We start from the raw sequence: 20625 nt of genomic DNA on the forward strand, positions 1-20625 counted from the left end.
GTCCCTACTCCGCCGGCACTGCGGCCGGCGCGCCGCGGCGCCAGCGCCGCTGCCGCACCCGGTCGATCAACAAATAGATTACCGGCGTCGTATACAACGTCAGCACCTGCGACACGAACAATCCGCCGATGATGGTGATGCCGAGTGGCCGCCGCAGCTCGGTGCCGGGGCCGACCGCGACCACCAGCGGAATCGCCGCGAACAGCGCCGCCAGCGTGGTCATCAGGATCGGCCGGAAACGCACGATGCAGGCCTCGAAGATCGCTTCGGCGGAAGACAGTCCGCGATCGCGTTCGGCCTCGAGCGCGAAGTCCACCATCATGATCCCGTTCTTCTTGACGATGCCGATCAACATGATGATGCCGACGAAGGCGATCACCGTCAGCTCGGTGCCGGTGACCAGCAGCGCCAGCAGCGCGCCGAGTCCCGCCGACGGCAGCGTCGAGATGATCGTCAGCGGATGCGCGAGGCTCTCGTAGAGCACGCCGAGCACGATGTACATCGCGATGAACGCCGCCAGGATCAGCAGCGGCTGCTTGTTCGAAGTAGCGCGGAAATCGCCGGCATTGCCGTCGAACGAACCGCGGATGCCTTCCGGCATATGCAGCTCGTCGACCGCCCGCTGAATGTTCCCGGTCGCCTCCTGCAGCGGCACGTCGGGCAGCGTGTTGAACGACACCGTGGTCGACGGCACGCCCTGGGTATGAGCGACCGCAAGCGCCGCCAGCCCGCGTTCGGCACGCACCACCGCCGACAGCGGCACCTGATCGCCGCTAGAACTGTCGACGTAGATCCGTTTCAGATCGGTCGGATCGGTCTGAAACTTCGGGTCGATCTCCAGCACCACCTGATACTGGTTGCGCTGGGTGTAGATCGTGGCGATCTGCCGCTGCGAGAACGCATTGTTGAGCGCGTTGTCGATGTCCTGAATCTTGACGCCGAGCCGGGCCGCCATGGTGCGGTCGATCGACAGCGTCAGTTGCAGTCCGCCGTCGTCCCGATCACTGGTGACGTCGGTGATCCCCTCGACGGTCTGCATTCTTTTGGCGACGATCGGCGCCCATTTCTGCAAGAGATCGAGATCCGGACTGCTCAGCGTGTACTGGTAGTTGGACTCGCTCGACCGGCCGCCGCCACGCAGATCCTGCGCCGCGAACATGAACAGCCTGATCCCGGCGACACGGCTGAGCTGTCGGCGCAGCCGATCGATCACCATCTGGGTGGTGATGCCCTCCCGTTCGGCGTTTGGCTTGAGGTTGATGAACATCGTGCCGCGGTTCGAGCCTCCGCCCCCCGGTCCGCCGCCCCCGAGCACCGAACCAACGCCCGCCACCGCCGGATCCGCCATCACGATGTCGGCGAGCTGTTCCTGCAGCTTGCGCATCGACTGAAACGAGATATCGGCGGACGCGCGGGTCGAACCGATGACGAAGCCCGAATCGTCGATCGGGAAGTATCCCTTCGGCACTTTGATATACAGCGTGACGGTGAGCGCGATGGTGGCGACGAACACCACCATCGTCACCCACGGCACCGCCAGCACCGCGCGCAGCGTCCAGGCATAGAAACCGACGATCCGACTCAGGGCGCCCTCGACCACACGATCGAACCAGTTCTGCTTCGGGGATTCCTCGGCGCGGATGTAATGCGCACAGATCATCGGTGTCACCGTCAGCGACACCACGGTCGAGACCACGATGGCGAAGGTCAGCGTCAGCGAGAACTCGCGCAGCAGCCGGCCGATCAACCCATCCATGAAGATCAGCGGCGCAAACGCGGCGACCAGCGACAGGCTGATCGACAGCACCGTAAATCCGATCTGCCGGGCTCCCTCCAGCGCTGCCGGCAGCGGCGCCATGCCGCGCTCGAGGTTGCGGTACATATTCTCGATCATCACGATGGCGTCGTCGACGACGAAGCCGACCGCGATCGCAAGCGCCATCAGCGACAGGTTGTTGATCGAAAACCCGCTGATCCACATGCCGGCGCAAGTGCCGGCCAGTGCCAACGGCACCGACACGCCGGCGGCGATGGTCGGCGTCAGCCTGCGCAAAAACAGAAGAACAACCACCATCACCAGGATCGCGGTCGCGAGCAGCGTCCATTGCATGTCATCGACGCTGGCCCGGATCGTGCCGGTGCGGTCGGCCAGCACCGAGATGTCGACGCCGGCCGGAATCCACTGCTTCAGCTCGGGCAGCAACGCCTTGACCCGGTCGATCGTCTCGATGACGTTAGCGTCGCCCTGCTTGGTGATCTGCATGATCACCGCCGGCTGCTTGTTGAACCAGGCGATGGTGCGGGCGTTGCGGGTCGCATCGCTGACGGCGGCGACGTCCGAGAGCCGCACCGTGCCGTTGGCGTCGCTCTTGATCACGATGCTGCGGAACTGCTCCGCGGTGCGCATCTGCGGATTGGTCGACAGCGTCTCGGTCAGCCGCGGCCCGTCGAACGAGCCGACCGGGCCGACCGGATTGGCGGCGACGATCGCGGCACGGACATCGTCGGTCGAGATGCCGGCATTGGAGAGCGCCACCGGATTGAGCGCAATCCGCACCGCGGGCTGGTCGGCACCGGACACCGTGACTTCGCCCACACCCGGCACCTGCGAAATCCGCTGCGCCAGCACCGTGTCGGCCACGTCGTAGATGGCGCTGGCCGGCATCGTCTTCGAGGTCAGCGCCAGGATGTAGACCGGCGCCGCCGCGGAGTTGAACTTGCGAAACTTAGGCAGTGTCGGCAGGTCGGTCGGCAGGTCGCTGACCGCGGCGTTGATCGCCGCCTGGACGTCGCGCGCGGCACTGTCGATGTTGCGGCCGATCGAGAACTGCAACTGAATCCGGGTGGTGCCCAGCGAACTCGTCGAGGTGATCTGGTCGAGGCCGGCGATCTCGCCGAGTCGACGCTCCAGCGGCGCCGCAACCGTCGCGGCCATCACCGACGGGGCTGCGCCGGGCCGCGACGCCTGCACCATGATCATCGGGAAATCGACGTTGGGCAGCGCCGCCACCGGCAGCACCGCATAAGCCACCATGCCGACCAAAAACAATCCGATTGCCAGCAGCGTCGTGCCGACCGGCCGCCGGATGAACGGGGCGGACATGGACGCCATCAGCGCGTCTCCCCGGCCAGTGGCGGGGACGGCGTCGCCGGCGGGACCGGTGGCAGCGCCCGTTCCAGCTTTCGATTGATCCGGTCGAGCGCCAGATAGATCACTGGCGTGGTGTACAGCGTCAGCAACTGGCTGAGCAGCAGACCGCCGATGATCGAGATGCCGAGCGGAAACCGCAGCTCTGAACCGGTGCCGCTTTCCACCGCGAGCGGCAGCGCGCCGAACAGCGCCGCCAGCGTCGTCATCATGATCGGCCGGAACCGAAGCCGGCAGGCCTCCACGATCGCCTCGTAGGACGACATCCCACGTCCTCGCTCGGCTTCGAGCGCGAAGTCGATCATCATGATGGCGTTCTTCTTGACGATGCCCATCAAGAGGATGATGCCGATCAGCCCGATCACCGACAGATCCTGGCCGAACAGCATCAAGGCAAGGATGGCGCCGACGCCGGCCGAAGGCAGCGTCGACAGGATGGTGATCGGGTGGATGTAGCTCTCGTACAGCACACCGAGCACGATGTAGATCGCGACGATCGCAGCCAGGATCAGCCACGGCTGGCCGTCGAGCGCCTTGGAGAACTCGGCGGCATCGCCGTAGAACACGCCGACGATGCTGCCCGGCATTCCGATCCGTTTCTCGATCGCCTTGATCTCGTTCAGCGCTTCGCCGAGCGAAGCATCAGGCGCGAGGTTGAAGCTCATCGCGACGGACGGGAACTGCGCCTGGTGCGAGATCGCCAGCGGCGCGATGGTGCGCTTCAACTCGGCGACCGCCGAGATCGGCACCTGGGCGCCCGCAGTACCGGGCACGTACAGCTTGGACAGGATCGACGGATCCTGCTGATAGATCGGCATTGCCTCGAGCACCACGCGGTACTGGTTGGCCTGACCGTAGATCGTCGAGATCTGCCGCTGCGCGAAGGCGTCGTTGAGCGTGTCGTTGACCGCTTGGATGCTGACGCCGAGCTGACCGGCACGCTCGCGGTTGACCGTGAGCGCGGCGCGCAAGCCGCCTTCCTGAGCCTCGGTCGAAACGTCGCGGAACAGCGGATCGCGGCGCAGCTCGCCGAGTAACCGATTGGCCCATTGCGACAGCAGCGCCGCGTCGGTCGCGGTCAGCGTGTACTGATATTGCGAGCGGCTGGATTGGGTGGAAATCTGCACGTCCTGGACGGCCTGGAAATACACCGTCATGCCGGGAATGCCGGCGACGCGCTGCTTCAGCCGTTCGATCACCTCGCCGACGTCGGATTTGCGGTCGCCACGCGGCTTCAGCGTCAGCACCAGCCGGCCGACATTCGGCGTGGGATTGACCGCTCCGGCACCGATCACCGAGACCACGCCGACGACGTCGAGATCGGCTTCGATCGCCTTGGCGGTCTCGATCTGCCGCGCTTTCATCTCGGCGAACGAGACCGCCGGCCCCGCTTCCGTCACCGCAGTGATCGAGGCGGTGTCCTGCAACGGCAGAAATCCCTTCGGCGCGATCACATACAGTACCAGCGTCGCCGCGATGGTCAGGAACGTCACCACCAGCGTGGCGCGCTGATGCTTCAGCACCCATAGCAGGCTGCGGTGATAGGCCTCGGCGCCGCGGTCGATCCAGGCCGTGATGGTGGCAAGCCCGGGCACCTGCCGCTCCTCGCGGGCGTGCTTGAGCAGCCGCGAGCACATCATCGGCGTCAGCGTCAACGATACGATCGCGGATGTCACGACGGCGATCGTCAGTGTCAGCGCGAATTCGCGGAACATCCGCCCGACCAGTCCCGACATGAACAGCAGCGGGATGAACACAGCGATCAGCGACATGGTCAGCGAGATCACGGTGAAGCCGATCTCGCTGGCCCCTTTCAGGGCCGCCTGCATCGGGCTTTCGCCGTCCTCCATGTGGCGGACGATGTTCTCGATCATCACGATGGCGTCGTCGACCACGAAGCCGGTGCCGATCGTCAGTGCCATCAGCGACAGGTTGTCGAGGCTGAAGCCCATGAAATACATCACGCCGAAGCTGGTGATCAGCGACAACGGCAACGCCACGCCGGCAATGATCGTCGCGCGCATCGAACGCAGGAACAGCAGAACCACCAGTGTCACCAGCACGACGCTGAGCAGCAGCGTGAACTGGACGTCGTGAACCGAGGCGCGGATCGTCTCGGTGCGGTCGCTGACCACGGTGAGCTTGACGCCGGCCGGCACCAGTCGCTGAATCCGCGGGATTTCGGCGCGGATGCCCTTGACGACATCAATGACGTTGGCGCCAGGCTGACGCTGAATGTCCAGGATCACCGAAGGCGCGCCTTGGTACCAGGCGCCGGTCCGTTCGTTCTCCAGCCCGTCGACGATCTGCGCGACGTCGCCGATCGTCACCGGCGAGCCGTTGCGATAGGCGACGATGATCGGCCGGTAAGCGTCGGCCGCGGCAATCTGGTCGTTGGCGGCGATGGTGTAGGCCTGCTGCGCGCCGTCGAGCGAGCCTTTCGGCCCCGACACGTTGGCGTTGGCGATCGCGGTGCGCAAATCCTCCATTGAGATGCCGTAGGCGGCGAGCCGCGCGAGATCGGCCTGCACCCGCACGGCGGGCTTCAGACCACCGAGCACCGAGACCCGGCCGACGCCTGAGATCTGCGCCAGCCGCTGCGCCATCAGCGTGTCCGCAAGATCGCTCATGTTGCGCAGCGACACCGTGTTCGACGTCAGCGCCAGCGTCATCACCGGGGCGTCCGCCGGGTTCACTTTGGCGTAGACCGGCGGATACGGCAGATTCTTGGGCAGGATGCCGGCCGCCGCGTTGATCGCCGCCTGCACGTCCTGGGTGGCTCCGTCGATGTCGCGGTTGAGGTCGAACTGCAGCGACACCTGGCTGACGCCGAACGACGAGGTCGAGGTCATCGCGGTCAGTGACGGAATTTGGCCGAGCTGCCGCTCCAAAGGTGCGGTGATCAGCGACGCCACGACGTCGGGGCTCGCGCCCGGCAATTGCGTCGTCACCTGCACGGTCGGAAAGTCGACCTGCGGCAGCGCCGACACCGGAAGTGCGATATAGCCGAGCAGACCGCCGATCATCAGCGCCACGCCGAGCAGCGAGGTCGCGATCGGACGGCGGATGAACGGCTCGGATACGCCCATAAAACTCACCTCAGCGTTGCGTACTGACGTCTCGCACTCTGATGTCCGCCGCCGCTGCGCGGACAGTGTCAGGGCGTCTTAGGGCCGCCAGACGACGACTCGCCGGACGCCGGCGCCTGCTGCCCGGCCTCCCCGCGGGAACGCTTGCCGCGCCCCTCGCCGGCTTCTCCGCCGCCCTGGCCCTGAGCACCGTGCGAACCCCGGCGACGTTTCTGCGGAGCGAGATCGGCGGTCGGAACTTGGCTGGCGTCTCCGATCGTCACCTTGGCGCCTTCCGCCAGGTTGGCAAAGCCGGTAGTGACCACCCGCTCGGCCGGCGTCAGTCCATCCGCGACCACGGCCTCGGTTTCGTTCTGCTGCGTCACCTTCACCGGGCGGGCGTGAACGATGTTGTCTTCGCCGATGACATAGCTGAACGTGCCGGCCGGCCCGCGCTGCACCGCTGAGACCGGCACCACGATCGCCTGCTTCAAGGTGTCGACCTTGAGTCGGACGTTGACGAACTGGCCGGGCCAGAGCTGCAGCTTGGCGTTGGGAAATTCGGCCTTCAGCTTCACCGTGCCTGTGGTCTGGTCGACTTGGTTGTCGATGCCTTTCAAGGTACCGGTATCGACCACGGTGACGCCATCGTTGCCGAACACGTCGACCCGCAGCGGCGCCTCGGCGGCCGCAGTATTGACCCGCACGATCTGCTGCTGCGGCAGGCTGAACTGCACGCCGATCGGGTTCAACTGCGTCAGCACCACGATGCCGGTGGTGTCCGAGGCGTGGACGATATTGCCCTTGTCGACCTGCCGCAGACCGGCGCGGCCGGAGATCGGCGCCACCACCTTGGTGTAGCTCAGTGTCGCCGCGGCGTTGTCGATCGCCGCCTGATCGGAGCGTACCTGCGCCTCGAGCTGCGCAACGGTCGCCTTCTGGGTGTCGGCCTGCTGTTTGGAGCCGGCATTGGAGGCGGCGAGCTGCTGATAGCGCGTCAGATCGATTTTTGCGTTGGCGAGCTGCGCCTCGTCCTGCGCCTTCTTGGCGACCGCCTGATCGTATTGCGCCTGATAGATCGCCGGATCGATCTCCGCCAGCACATCGCCGGCCTTGACGTCCTGACCTTCGGTGAAGTTCACCGAGATCAGCTTGCCGTCGACCTGGGCACGCACCGTGACATTCGCGAGCGCTTTGACGGTGCCGACGCCATCGAGATACACCGGCACATCTTCGACCTTCGGCGTCGCGGCCAGTACAGGCACCGAAAGATCGATCGGCATCCGGCGCTCCGCCTGCTTGGTCTGCATCGCCCGCCAGGCGACGAAGCCGAAACCGCCGAGAATCAAGACCATCAGCAGCAGCGAGACGCTACGGCGGCGCAGCCGCGCGCCCCATCCGTTGCGTCCGGCCCCGGACGTGTCTTTCGCATCCGGCTTAAAGAGCATCGGCCGTTCTTTCCATCTTTGGCTCCCAGCCGCCCCCGAGCGCCTGAAACAGACTGACGATCGCCTGGAACCGCGCAAGACGCGTCTGGATCAGCGCGTCCTCGGCCTGGAATAACGTCGCCTGGGTATTCAGCACCGTGACGATGTCACTGGTGCCGGCACGAAGCTGCTGCTCGGCGAGATCGAACGCGCGCCGCGACGCCGTCACCACATCGCGCTGCAGCCGCAGCCGCTCGGTATTTTGCTTGATCGACTCCAGCGCGTTGTCGACGTCGGCGAACGCCGACACCACGGTCTTTCGATAGGTCTGCAGCATCTCTTCCTGCTGCGCCCGCGTGAGGTCGAAATTGCCCTGGATGCGGCCACCGTCGAAGATCGGCTGAGTGAGCCCTGCGGCAATGTTGGAGAACGTCGCTTGCGGCGTGAACAACGACGCCAGCGCTGCGCTCTGATAGCCGCCCTGCGCGGTGAGCTGAATGGTCGGGAAGAACTGCGCCCGTGCACTGCCGACATTGGCGGTCGCCGAGGCGAGCTGCGCCTCCTGGCGGCGGATGTCTGGCCGCTGGGTCAGAAGATCGGACGGCAACCCGGGCGTTACCCGCGGCGACGACAGCCGTGTCAGCGAGCCGCCGGCGATCTTCACGCCCTCCGGGGGACGTGCCACCAGCGTTGCCAGTGCATTGACGTTCTGCGCCAGCGTCAGCCGCAGCGGCGGCAGCGCGGCGCGCTGGTTCGCCAGCACGCTCTCCTGCTGGGCCAAGTCCAGATCAGTTCCGGTGCCGGCCTTGAGGCGTTGCTTGATCGCATCCAGAATCCGGCTGGCGTTCTTGATGTTGTTTTCGGCGGTGCGAATCCGGTCCTGCGCCGCGAGCACCTGGAAATAAGCGTTGGCGACACTGGCCATCGTGGTCAGCATCACCGTGTCGCGGTCGAACCGGTTGGCGGTGGCGGTCTCCTCGGCCGCGAGCGCAGCGTCGTGGTTCTTGCCCCAGAAGTCGATCTCGTAGGAGGCGCTGAGCGACGACGAATAGGTGCTGTAGCGGCGTCCGGCGATCGTGGTGTTGGAGATGTTCGAACCGGAGGTCTTGACCTGGCTGCCATTGCCGCTGCCGCTCAGGCTCGGCAACAGCGCTGCGCCAGTGATCCGCGCCTGTGCGTCCGTCTGGCGAATCCGCGCGACGGCGGCGGCGACGTCGAGATTAACGGTCTGTGCCTCCTCCATCAGTTGCGTCAGCTCGGCCGACCGGAAGCCGCGCCACCAATCCAGCGCCGGCGGTTTCTCGACTGTGGCTCGTGACGCCGCCTTGTAGCGATTCGGCAGGTCGAGCGCCGGATCCGGCAGGTCCTGGGTCAGGATGCAGCCGCCACACGCAGCGACCAACGCCGAGGCCACCACGAGGCGGGCTCCGCGACCAAGGTAGCGAAGTGTGGTGCTCATGCTGGGCGCAGTCCATCTCCCGGCGCGGCGTAACGCCGCGCACGCCGCGCCATGAACGGTTTCGGCGCACGATGTTCTCTGCCAGTCACTTGCAACTCGATCTCGGAAAACTGCGGTTTGAAAGCCAAGTGCCATTGTAACTGGCGGAAACGCTGGCGCACAGGCCCGTCATTGCTGCGTTCGGTGACAAGTTGTTTCCGCAGCGCGAGCGTCTCCACCATCTGCCAGTGACGTTTCTCCCGATTCCATCGGTGTTCCATCGACTTGACGCCCTCACCGAATGCGGCAAATCTTACGAAGATTTCATCTGGTGATACGGCCGTCCGAGGAAGATTCCCTGCCCGCCCTTCGATTTTTTTCGCTGCCGGACGTGCTGAAACTCTCGCTCTTCGATGCCGTAGCTCGGTCGCCGGTGGGCTAGAGGGGGCTTGGAATGCGCGTCGCTATCGTCGGAACGGGAATTGCGGGAAATGCCGCCGCATGGGCGCTGTCGCAGCGCTATCCTGTCACGGTCTACGAGCGCGAACTGCGCGCGGGAGGCCACAGCCACACGGTTACGGTCGACTACGACGGCACCGCCATTCCCGTCGACATCGGCTTCATCGTCTACAACCAGCTCAACTATCCCGACCTCACCGCGATGTTCGCGCATCTCGGCGTCGAGACCGTGGAAAGCTGCATGAGCTTTTCAGTCAGCGCCGACGCTGGACGATTCGAATGGAAGGGCGGCGGCTCGAACTGGCTCGAAACCGCGGACGGCCTGTTCGCGCAGCGCCGAAACCTGCTGTCGCCGTCGTACCTGCGGATGCTGCGGCACATCCTCGTCTTCAACGAACAGAGCGTCGAAGACTTCAAGACGGGCGCCCTCGATGGACTCTCGCTCGGCGACTATTTCAAGAAACGGAAATTCGCGCCGCGGCTATTGACCGACTATCTGGCGCCGATGGGCGCGGCGATCTGGTCGGCTCCGGCATCCGAGATTCTCGACTTCCCGGCCGAGAATTTCGTCGCCTTCTTCAACAACCATCGGCTGTTGCACTACGAGCGCCCGATCTGGCGCACAGTGAAAGGCGGCAGCGCCCGCTATGTTGAGAAGCTGACCAGCGCCTTCAAGGACGACATGCGGCTTGGCGCCGCGGTAACCGCGATCGAGCGCTCGGCGAAGGGCGTGATCGTCCGCGACAGCCTCGGTGGCGTCGGAATCTACGATCACGTCGTGATCGGCGCGCACAGCGATCAGGCGCTTGCGATGCTCGCCGACGCCAGCGACATCGAGCGCGACGTTCTCGGCAGCATCGGCTATGCACCGAACATGGTGTACCTGCACCGCGATCCGCGGTTGATGCCGAAGCGCAAGCGGGCCTGGGCATCGTGGAACTTCCTGCGCTGGCAGCGCGAGGGATCCCCGGTCAACGACGTCGCGGTCACCTACTGGATGAACCGGCTGCAGGGCATCGACGCCGACAAGCCCCTCTTCGTCAGCCTCAATCCGCCGTTCGAGCCGGCACCGGAGCTGACCTTCGGCCGCTATGCCTGCGATCATCCGCAATATACTGCCAGAGCGTTCGCGGCGCAGCGCCGCGTCGGCGAGATTCAAGGCCATCGCAACACCTGGTTCTGCGGTGCCTGGACCGGTTACGGCTTCCACGAAGACGGTCTTCGGTCAGGACTCGCGGTCGCCGAACATCTCGGAGCACCGGTGCCGTGGCGCGGCCCGCCGTCGGAATTCCGCGAAGCAGCCGAATAGCCATGGCTCCCCTCGCCGCGCCCGCTTCCTCCGAACCCGTCGCTCCGCCCGCAGCGGCCGCATCGCTGTATATCGGCGATGTGATGCATGCGCGGCTGAAGCCGCTCGGCCATCGCTTCCAGTACCGGGTGATGTCGCTGCTGATCGACCTCGATCGGCTCGACGAGGCGGATCGGATGTCGCCGCTGTTCGGCGTCAACCGGCGTGCGCTGTACAGCTTCCGCGAGATCGATCACGGCCCGCGAGACGGGTCGTCGCTGCGCGCTTACGCCCAGGCTAGTGGCGCCGCGCAAGGCGTCGATCTCAGCGGCGGCCGGGTGCTGCTGCTGACCTACCCGCGAATCGTCGGCTACACCTTCAATCCGCTGTCGGTCTATTTCGGATACGATGCCTCCGGTGCGCTGGCGCTGGTGATCTACGAAGTCCGCAACACCTTCGGCGACATCCATCCTTACGTGATGCCGGTGCGCTCCGGGGAGCTCGGCCCGGCCGGTCTGCGGCAGGAGCAGGACAAGCTGTTCTACGTCTCGCCCTTCATCGAGATGGCGATGCGCTATCACTTTCGCATCGTGCCTCCCGGAGACATCGTGCGCCTGCGGATTCTCGAGACCGACGCCGAAGGTCCGCTGCTCTCAGCCACCTTTGCGGGCACGCGCCGCGCGTTGTCGACGGCGTCGCTGCTGCGAGCATTCCTGTCGCTACCGATGATGACGTTCAAAGTGATCGCGGCGATTCATTGGGAAGCGCTGCGACTGTGGATCAAGGGCGCCAAGCTCGTTCCACGTCCTGCGTCACCGCCACCCCCGCCTGGCTTTGCAGCCAGCAAGCGCGATGCTTATACTCCATGAACGGTGAGCCCGGCGTTGCATCGTTTAGCTGGGCGCGAACGATGGAACGGAAATGTCCGAGTTAGTAGCGCTGACCCCCGACAACGTCGACGCCCGCGTGGCCGATCTGCCGCGGGTGGTGCGGATGGCGCTGGCGTTCGGCGCGCGGCTGCAGCGCGGAACGCTCGACGTCACGTTGCCCGACGGCCGCCGCTTCCGCCTCGGCGGTGCCGAGCCTGGACCTTCGGCCGAGATGCGGCTGCACAGCTACGGCTTCGCTTCACGGCTGATCAATGGCGGCGACATCGGCATCGCCGAAGCCTATTTGAACCGCGAGTGGGACACGCCCGATCTCACCCAGTTCCTGTATCTGTTCTGCGTCAATCACGAGCTGATCCAGGCGATGCTTGCCGACAATCCGCTGATGCGGTTCGTGCAGATGGTCCGGCACTGGTTCAACCGCAACACCAAGCGGCAGGCGAAACGCAACATCTACGCCCATTACGATATCGGCAATGAATTCTATTCCGCCTGGCTCGATCCGAGCATGACCTACTCGTCGGCGCTGTTCGAGGATCACACCCACGATCTGACCGCGGCGCAGATCAACAAATATCAACGGCTCGCCGAAGCGATCGACCTGAGGCCGGGACAGTCGGTGCTGGAGATCGGTTGCGGCTGGGGCGGGTTCGCGGAATACGCCGCGAAGACCTTCGACGTCCGCATCGTCGGGCTGACGATCAGCCGGGAGCAGCGTGATTTCGCACAGCAGCGGATGTTCGAAGCCGGCCTCGCCGACAAGGTCGAGATCAAGCTGCAGGATTACCGCGACGAACGCGGTCGCTACGACCGGATCGCCTCGATCGAGATGATCGAAGCCGTCGGAGAAGAATTCTGGCCGAACTATTTCTCACAGTTGCGCGATCGGCTGATGCCGGGCGGCCTCGTCGGGATCCAGGCCATCACCATCCAGGACCGCTTCTTCCAGGCCTATCGCCGCGAGGTCGATTTCATCCAGCGCTACGTGTTCCCGGGCGGAATGCTGCCCTCCCCGAGCGTGCTCAAGTCGCTCGGCGAGACGTTCGGTGTGCCTGTCATTGGCGAGCGGGTGTTTGGAGAAGATTATGCCAAGACACTCGCGACCTGGAGGGACAATTTCCGCGCTGCCTGGCCGAGCCTGACCTCGCAGGGATTCGACGAGCGCTTCCGGCGGTTGTGGGAATACTACCTGTCGTATTGCGAAGCCGGATTCCTGTCCGGCAATATCGACGTCCGCCAGGTGGTTTTCGCGAAGGTCGGCTGATCCGGCTCGCCTCACGTCGCCGCGATTGCTTCATGCGGAAGCATGCGTGCCTTGTCTCGCGCCGTCCGGTCTCCTAACTTGAGGGCCCGCAACGCCACCAGCCGGACAGCATGAGCATCAAGAACGACGTCGTCGACGCCATCGGCAACACGCCCCTTATCAAATTGAAGCGCGCGTCGGAGTCGACCGACTGCACCATTCTCGGCAAGGCCGAGTTCATGAATCCGGGCCAGTCGGTGAAGGATCGGGCCGCGCTGTTCATCATCCAGGATGCGGTGAAACGTGGCGCGCTGCGCCCAGGCGGCGTCGTGGTCGAAGGCACCGCCGGCAACACTGGCATCGGGCTTGCCCTGGTCGCCAATGCGCTCGGCTTTCGGACGGTGATCGTGATCCCGAACACGCAGAGCCAGGAAAAGAAGGACATGCTGCGGCTGTGCGGCGCCGAGCTGATCGAGGTGCCGGCGGTTCCTTACGCCAATCCCAACAATTACGTGAAACTGTCCGGCCGCCTCGCCGCGCAGCTCGCCGAGACCGAACCGAACGGCGCGATTTGGGCCAACCAGTTCGACAATGTCGCCAACCGTCAGGCTCACATCGAGACCACCGCGCCGGAGATCTGGCGGCAGACCGACAGCAAGGTCGACGGCTTCGTCGCCGCGGTCGGCTCGGGCGGCACGCTGGCCGGCGTCTCGATCGGCCTCAAGCAGTTCAATCCGAAGGTCCGCGCCGTGCTCGCCGACCCGATGGGCTCGGCCCTGTACAATTACTACAAGAACGGCGCGCTGAAGTCCGAAGGGTCGTCGATCACCGAAGGCATCGGCCAGGGCCGCGTCACCGCCAATCTCGAAGGCGCACAGATCGACGATGCCTATCGGATCCCCGACGACGAAGCAGTGCCGCTGATCTACGATCTGCTCGAGCACGAAGGCCTGTGCCTCGGTGGCTCGAGCGGCATCAACGTCGCCGGCGCGATCCGGCTGGCCAAGGATCTCGGCCCCGGCCACACCATCGTGACCATCCTTTGCGACTACGGCAGCCGCTACCAATCCAAGCTGTTCAACCCGGACTTCATGCGAGCCAAGAATTTGCCGGTACCGGATTGGATGGAGACGAAGAGCACGATCCAGGTGCCGTTCGAGCAGGCATAAGCGGAGCAATGGCTGGCGGCGCGGCAAAACACTGAGCCAACGTTAACCCGCTGCCAACCGTGCTTGCACGGCGCGCTCAGCATTAAACTGAAACTTCATGGCAGTGGCCGACCCTTGCGCAAAACAAGGAGCGCGTCGGCTCATGTCAGAATTCCGATCCTTCGGCGCCACCCTCGTGGCGGCGGTCGCAGTGCTATTCGTATCAGATGCGCTGTTCGGCGACGGTGCCTACCGTTTCGACCGGTCGCTGTACGACAGCGCGCTGTATGCCCCGCACGCAGCTCCCGCCCCCGCGGCGGCGAGTGGCTTCGACGAGGCGATGACGCCTGCCGATAGGGTCCGCGAGACGTTCAGCCAGTTCACCGTGACCAGCGTCAAGCGCTACTCGTCGCGCGCGACCATCATCAGATAGCGTTCCGAGCGTTCGACGTCAGCGCAAGATTTGGCTGAGGAACAGCTTGGTACGCGCGTGCTGCGGATTGGCGAAGAACTGTTCCGGCTCGTTCGCCTCGATGATCTGACCGGCATCCATGAACACGACGCGATCGGCGACTTCGCGGGCGAAGCCCATCTCGTGCGTCACCACCAGCATGGTCATGCCCTCTTCGGCGAGGTCGACCATGGTGTCGAGCACCTCCTTGACCATCTCGGGGTCGAGCGCCGAGGTCGGCTCGTCGAACAGCATCACTTTTGGGTTCATCGACAGCGCCCGCGCGATCGCCACGCGCTGCTGCTGCCCACCTGAAATCTGGCCCGGATACTTGTCCGCCTTGTCCGGAATCCTCACCCGCTCCAGGAATTTCATCGCGGTGGCTTCGGCGTCTTTCTTCGGGATGTTGCGCACCCAGATCGGCGCCAGCGTGCAGTTCTCCAGCACGGTGAGATGCGGAAACAGGTTGAAGCTCTGGAACACCATCCCGACTTCGCGGCGGATGGCATCGACATGCTTCAGGCTCGGCCCGAGATCGATGCCGTCGACCACAATGTCGCCTTCCTGAAACTCCTCGAGCGCATTAATGCAGCGGATCAGCGTCGACTTGCCCGAGCCCGAAGGCCCGCAGATCACGATCCGCTCACCGCGCGCGACCTCGAGGTTGATGTCGCGCAGCACATGGAACTCGCCGTACCATTTGTTCAGGCCCGCGATCGAGACGATCGGATTATCAGCCATCAATCGATCCTTCCGTCAGGTCCGCCGGTGCGCGTTGAGCCGGTGTTCGACCGACAGCGAATAGCGCGACATGCCGAAGCAGAACACGAAATAGATCAGCCCGGTAAAGGCGAAGCCGGTGAACAGCGTCGTCGGGGTCGACCACGTCGGGTCGGCGAAGGCGGCACGAAGCTGACCGAGCAGATCGAACAGCGCCACGATCGACACCAGCGACGTGTCCTTGAACAGCGCAATGAAGCTGTTGACGAGGCCGGGAATGACATGGCGCAGCGCCTGCGGCAGCACGATCAGCCCGGTGGTCTTCCAATAGGACAGCCCGAGCGCGCTCGCCGCTTCCGCCTGCCCGCGCGGGATCGCGTTCAGGCCGCCGCGAATGACCTCGGCATTATAGGCACCGGCGAACAGCGCGATGCCGATCAGCACCCGCATCAGATTGTCGATTGTAAAATTGCCCGGCAGGAACAGCGGCAGCATGTAGGTGGCGAAGAACATCACCGTGATCAGCGGCACGCCGCGCCAGAACTCGATGAAGGCGACCGAGAAGATCCGGATCAGCGGAATCGTCGATCGTCGGCCGAGCGCGAGCACAATCCCGATCGGCATCGAGGCGACAATACCGGTCACCGACACCACCAACGTGACCAGGAGGCCACCCCACATCCGGGTGTCGACGATCGGCAGGCCGCCACGGTCGAGTCGCAATACAGCGATCGTCACAGCGATGCCGGCGAAGGTCCCGACCGTGGTGGCCAGCGCCCGCCAGCCGTTGCGCACACCGGTCAGCAAGAAGACCAACGCGGTGACCGCCACTGCGGTGATCGCAAGATCGAGCCACAACGGCTGCGACGAGGACTGAATCCAATCGCGCAGCGCCACCAGAGGCCAGCTCAGCCAGCCCAGCACGAAGCCGATGCCAAGCAGTCCCCGACCGATCCCCCCGCCGATCGCTCCGCCGCCGGCGAGCTTGCGTCCGGCGCTCCCGACGCTGTCAGCCAAGCCGCTTGCCAGATCGGCGCTCCAGGTCACCCCGAAGCCTTCCAGACCGCCGCCGTGGAGGAGAAAAAACGCGAGCACCGGGAACGCGACGAAGAACAAGCCCGCGTTCAGCGTCTTGGCCGGCGCGCGCGGGATCAACAGCGGCAGCAGCAGCAGCGCGCCGAGCGCGAAGACCAGATCCACCCGCCAGCGCTCCGGCGTCGGATAGAAGCCGTAGATGAATTGCGAGAACTTGGCATGGACGAACGGCCAGCAGGCACCGACCGGATGGCCGGCCTTGTCGGCCAGGCAGTCGGTGCGGTTCGAGCCGGTCCACACCGCGTCGACCAACAGGAACTTCACCGTCGGCACCACGGTGAAATACAGCAGCAGCGCCCCAACGATCGTCAGCAGGATGTTGGTCGGCGAGTTGAACAGCCGCTGCTGCATCAGCCCAATCACGCCGGGCCGATGCACCGGCGGCGGCCGCTGCGGCACCATCTCGCCGCGCACGAACACAGGAGTCACGGACCCGAGCTCGCTCATGCGCCCATGCTCCGGTTGATCCGCCACGAGTACAGGCTCATCAGGGCGCTGGTGACCAGCGAAATCAGCAGGTACACGCCCATCGTGATCGCGATCACCTCGATCGCCTGCCCGGTCTGGCTCAGCGTGGTGCCGGCGAACACCGAGAACAGGTCGGGATAGCCGATCGCAACAGCGAGCGATGAGTTCTTGGTGAGGTTGAGATACTGGTTGGTGAGCGGCGGCAAGATCACCCGCAGCGCCTGCGGGATCACGATCAACCGTAGCGTCTGGCCGCGCGACAGGCCGAGCGAGGCACCCGCCTCCATCTGCCCCTTGTGCACAGACAGAATCCCGGCGCGAACGACTTCAGCGATAAACGCGGCCGTGTAGGTCGACAGCGCCAGCGTCAGCGCCGCAAATTCCGGCGCCAGTCGCGCCCCGCCGACGAAATTGAAGCCGCGCAGCACCGGCAATTCCAGCGAGAACGGCTTGCCGAAAATCAGGAACGCGATCAGCGGCAACCCGATCAGCAGACCGAGGACGTATGGCCACACCCGCATCGGCTTGCCGGTCGCGAACAGCCGGCGCCGGGCGAACAGCGGTAACCCAATAGCTACGGCAACCGCAATCAGCAGAGCGACGAGGAAGCCGTCGAGCCCTGCCTCGCCGACCAGCCGCGGCACGACGATCCCGCGATTGGACAGGAAGAAGCTGTCCATCACCGAAACGCTCTGTCGTGGTGACGGCAGCGCTCCGAGTACGGCGAGATACCAGAACAGGATCTGGAACAGCAGCGGCAGGTTGCGAACGATCTCGACGTAGCCGCCACCGATCCGCGAGATCAGCCAATTCGGAGACAACCGAGCGAGCGCGACCGCAAACCCGATGATCGTGGCGAAGAAAATGCCGACGACCGACACCACCAGCGTATTGACGAGGCCGACCAGAAACACCCGGGTGTAGCTATCGGACTCCTGATACGGGATCAGCGTCTGACTGACGCCGAAGCCCGCAGTCTGCGACATGAAGCCGAATCCGGAGGCGATCCGCTGATTGGCGAGATTGTCGCGGGCATTGTCGAAGATCTCGTAGCCGATCCAGAACAGCGCCGCGACGAACAGCACCTGCGCGATCAGCCCCTTCCAGCCGGAGCGACCGCCCAGCACCCGCCGCAGTTTCGCGACGAGCTGCGGCGGCGGTGGGCGGGCGTCGATCGCCATCGGCGCGGGTCTTTGCGCGGTCAGCGGATCGGTGGGGCGTACATGATACCGCCCTTATTCCACAGCTTATTGAGACCGCGCGCGATCTCCAGCTTCGAACCGGTTCCCACATTACGCTCGAACGACTCGCCGTAGTTGCCGGTCGCCTTGACGATGCGGGACACCCAATCCTTGGTCAGGCCGAGCTGTTCACCGAGATTGCCGTCGGTGCCGAACACCCGCTTCAGCTCCGGTTTGTCTGACTTGGCCATCTCGTCGACGTTCTTCTGGGTAATGCCGAGCTCCTCGGCATTGATCATCGCGAACAGCGTCCACTTGACGATATCGAACCACTGATCGTCGCCGTGGCGGACCAGAGGCCCCAGCGGCTCCTTGGAGATCACTTCCGGAAGCACGATGTGATCCGCCGGCGTCGCCAGCTTCAGGCGCTGGGCATAGAGCTGCGAGACGTCTGAGGTGAACACGTCGCAGCGGCCGGATTCATAGGCCTTGACCGCTTCGTCGGCGTTGGCGAAGGCGATCACCTCGTACTTCATGTTGTTGCCCTTGAAATAGTCGGCAACGTTCTGCTCGTTGGTGGTGCCGGTCTGGACGCAGATCGAGGCGCCGTTCAGTTCCAGCGCCGAATTCACCTTGAGCGCCTTCTTGGCCATGAAGCCCTGGCCATCGTAATAACTGATGCCGGTGAAGTTGACGCCGAGAGAAGTGTCGCGCGACAGCGTCCAGGTGGTATTGCGCGACAGCACGTCGATTTCGCCCGATTGCAGCGCGGTGAAGCGGTCCTTGGCCGACAGCGGCACGAACTTCACCTTGCTCGGATCGTCGAAAATCGCGGCGGCGATGGCGCGGCAAACATCGACGTCGAGGCCGGTCCAATTGCCTTTGTCGTCGGGTGCCGAAAAACCGGGCAGACCCTGACTGACGCCGCACGACAACATGCCGCGATCCTTGACCGTCTTCAGTGTCTGCGCGCCCGCCGACGATACCGAGAATACGGCGGCGGCTGCGAGGGCGGCAACGAGCGATACACGTTTCATGCAATGACCTTTCAAGGGATGTCCTGGCCGCTTCAATCGGCTCCGTGGGCGATGCGTTCCGATTGGATCCGCCGTTCGATCGCCCGAAGGCCCGCGCGCGGCAGCCGTTGTCCGGCACCGTGCTGCAAAAACTCTCGCCCTGCAATTCGCGAGCCTCTCAGCACGGCCGTCCAGACAGACCGATATGCATCACAGAACGAGTTGCGCGTCGGGTCAAGGGGTTGACGGCCGTCTTCCAGAAGCTGCTATTACACCCATTCGTCGAAGTAGCCGAAACACACGCGCCCGCGCTGTCACATTCGGCCCAACCATCAGCGAGCCTTCATGGTCTCTTCCGACTCCAGCGGGGCGCCCGCGCCGCTCAGCACGCAGACCCGTCTCGTCACCGCGGGCCGCGACACAACGGCACAGAAGGGCTTCGTCAATCCGCCGGTCGTGCACGGCTCGACGGTGCTGTACCCGACCGCAGCCGACCTGCACGCCCATCGTGGCGAGTACTCCTACGGACGGCACGGCACCCCGACTACCAAGGCCTTGCAGCAGGCGCTGATGGCACTGGAAGGCGAACAGTGCGCCGGCGTCGGCATCACCCCCTCGGGCGTGTCTGCGATCTCGACCGCCCTGCTCGCGGTCGTCAAGGCCGGCGACCATGTGCTGGTTTGTGACAACGCCTACCGCCCGACCCGGCTGTTCTGCGATCAGATGCTGAAGCGTCTGGGCGTCGAGACCAGTTATTTCGATCCGCTGATCGGGGCCGGCATCTCCGCGCATTTCCGCCCCAACACGGTGGCCGTCGTGGTCGAAGCGCCCGGCTCGCAGTCGTTCGAGATGCCGGATATCCCCGCGATCGCCGCGGTCGCCAAACAGCACGGCGCGCTTGTGATCGACGACAACACTTGGGCAACGCCGCTGTATCATCGTTCGCTGGAACAAGGCGTCGACATCTCGATCCAGGCTGCGACCAAGTATATCGGCGGCCATTCCGACATCATGTTCGGCACCATCTCGGCCAACGCCGCGGCCTGGCCGAAGGTGTCGGAAGCGATCCGGCTGCTCGGCGTCTGCGCCGGACCGGACGACGTTTTCCTGGCGCTGCGTGGCCTGCGCACGCTGGAGGTGCGGCTCGCCCGGCACTATCAGGCAGGCCTCGAGATGGCGCGCTGGCTCGCCGCGCGCCCCGAAGTGCAGCGGGTGCTGCATCCGGGTCTCGAGAGCGATCCGGGCCATGCGATCTGGAAACGCGACTTCACCGGTGCCTCCGGACTGTTCTCGATCGTGCTGCAGGACGCACCGCAGGCGGCCGTCGATGCCCTGCTCGATACCGTCACCTTGTTCGGAATGGGCTATTCCTGGGGCGGCTTCGAAAGCCTTGTGATCCCGTTCGACTGCGCGTCGTACCGAACCGCGACGACTTGGAACCCAGGCGGCCCGGCGCTGCGGCTGCATATCGGGCTGGAATCGACCGACGATCTGAAGGCCGATTTGGAGCGCGGCTTCGCCGCCTTCAACGCCGCGCGCTGACCATAGGTTCACAACGCCAGCCTCTCCGTCATTGCGAGGAGCATAG

15 protein-coding genes are annotated in these 20625 nt (G+C 64.7%); 6 read left to right on the forward strand and 9 right to left on the reverse strand.

The window, feature by feature from the left end:
* Positions 1–4: 4 nt before the first annotated feature.
* The 5 genes from M9H71_RS07475 to M9H71_RS07495 all read right to left on the reverse strand — a co-directional run bounded on the left by M9H71_RS07475 (position 5) and on the right by M9H71_RS07495 (position 9323).
* Complete coding sequence (locus tag M9H71_RS07475) at positions 5–3112, reverse strand: efflux RND transporter permease subunit (RefSeq protein WP_455404423.1); 3108 nt, start codon at positions 3110–3112, stop codon at positions 5–7.
* Positions 3112–6237, reverse strand: coding sequence for an efflux RND transporter permease subunit (locus tag M9H71_RS07480; RefSeq protein ID WP_455404424.1), 3126 nt, complete (start codon positions 6235–6237; stop codon positions 3112–3114). The genes M9H71_RS07475 and M9H71_RS07480 overlap by 1 nt, the downstream gene beginning before the upstream one ends.
* A gap of 68 nt (positions 6238–6305) precedes the next feature.
* Positions 6306–7664: an efflux RND transporter periplasmic adaptor subunit gene (locus M9H71_RS07485; RefSeq protein WP_455404425.1), complete on the reverse strand. Its 1359-nt coding sequence runs from the start codon at positions 7662–7664 to the stop codon at positions 6306–6308.
* The gene (locus M9H71_RS07490) at positions 7654–9102 is read right to left on the reverse strand and encodes an efflux transporter outer membrane subunit (RefSeq protein WP_455404426.1); all 1449 of its coding nucleotides are present in this window, start codon (positions 9100–9102) and stop codon (positions 7654–7656) included. The genes M9H71_RS07485 and M9H71_RS07490 overlap by 11 nt, the downstream gene beginning before the upstream one ends.
* Positions 9099–9323 carry a hypothetical protein gene (locus M9H71_RS07495; RefSeq protein WP_455404427.1) on the reverse strand — a complete coding sequence of 75 codons (225 nt, stop codon included), beginning with the start codon at positions 9321–9323 and terminating at the stop codon, positions 9099–9101. Before M9H71_RS07495 ends, M9H71_RS07490 begins: the two co-directional genes overlap by 4 nt.
* A gap of 212 nt (positions 9324–9535) precedes the next feature.
* Here M9H71_RS07495 and M9H71_RS07500 point away from each other — a divergent pair, with 212 nt between their 5' ends.
* The 5 genes from M9H71_RS07500 to M9H71_RS07520 all read left to right on the forward strand — a co-directional run bounded on the left by M9H71_RS07500 (position 9536) and on the right by M9H71_RS07520 (position 14539).
* Positions 9536–10849: an NAD(P)/FAD-dependent oxidoreductase gene (locus M9H71_RS07500; protein WP_455404428.1), complete on the forward strand. Its 1314-nt coding sequence runs from the start codon at positions 9536–9538 to the stop codon at positions 10847–10849.
* A gap of 2 nt (positions 10850–10851) precedes the next feature.
* Positions 10852–11697: a DUF1365 domain-containing protein gene (locus tag M9H71_RS07505; RefSeq protein WP_455404429.1), complete on the forward strand. Its 846-nt coding sequence runs from the start codon at positions 10852–10854 to the stop codon at positions 11695–11697.
* Between the two features lie 52 nt (positions 11698–11749).
* Positions 11750–12979, forward strand: a complete 1230-nt coding sequence (locus M9H71_RS07510) for a class I SAM-dependent methyltransferase (protein WP_455404430.1) — start codon at positions 11750–11752, stop codon at positions 12977–12979.
* A gap of 110 nt (positions 12980–13089) precedes the next feature.
* The gene (locus M9H71_RS07515; protein WP_455404431.1) at positions 13090–14127 is read left to right on the forward strand and encodes a cysteine synthase A; all 1038 of its coding nucleotides are present in this window, start codon (positions 13090–13092) and stop codon (positions 14125–14127) included.
* A gap of 142 nt (positions 14128–14269) precedes the next feature.
* A complete protein-coding gene (locus M9H71_RS07520) occupies positions 14270–14539 on the forward strand; it encodes a hypothetical protein (protein ID WP_455404432.1) in 270 nt (89 codons plus the stop codon).
* An 18-nt stretch (positions 14540–14557) separates the two neighbouring features.
* Here M9H71_RS07520 and M9H71_RS07525 read toward each other — a convergent pair whose 3' ends face one another.
* The 4 genes from M9H71_RS07525 to M9H71_RS07540 are packed head-to-tail and all read right to left on the reverse strand — an operon-like array spanning position 14558 to position 19058.
* Positions 14558–15298, reverse strand: a complete 741-nt coding sequence (locus M9H71_RS07525) for an amino acid ABC transporter ATP-binding protein (RefSeq protein ID WP_455404433.1) — start codon at positions 15296–15298, stop codon at positions 14558–14560.
* Between the two features lie 15 nt (positions 15299–15313).
* Positions 15314–16819: an amino acid ABC transporter permease gene (locus M9H71_RS07530; RefSeq protein WP_455404434.1), complete on the reverse strand. Its 1506-nt coding sequence runs from the start codon at positions 16817–16819 to the stop codon at positions 15314–15316.
* Entirely contained in the window at positions 16816–18021 is a 1206-nt protein-coding gene (locus M9H71_RS07535) for an amino acid ABC transporter permease (protein WP_455404435.1), read from the reverse strand. The genes M9H71_RS07530 and M9H71_RS07535 overlap by 4 nt, the downstream gene beginning before the upstream one ends.
* 20 nt (positions 18022–18041) lie before the next feature.
* Entirely contained in the window at positions 18042–19058 is a 1017-nt protein-coding gene (locus M9H71_RS07540; RefSeq protein WP_455404436.1) for an amino acid ABC transporter substrate-binding protein, read from the reverse strand.
* Positions 19059–19382: 324 nt separating this feature from the next.
* Here M9H71_RS07540 and metC point away from each other — a divergent pair, with 324 nt between their 5' ends.
* Entirely contained in the window at positions 19383–20579 is a 1197-nt protein-coding gene (metC, locus tag M9H71_RS07545; protein WP_455404437.1) for a cystathionine beta-lyase, read from the forward strand.
* Positions 20580–20625: the final 46 nt, after the last annotated feature.

This window comes from Rhodopseudomonas parapalustris, from assembly GCF_053772255.1.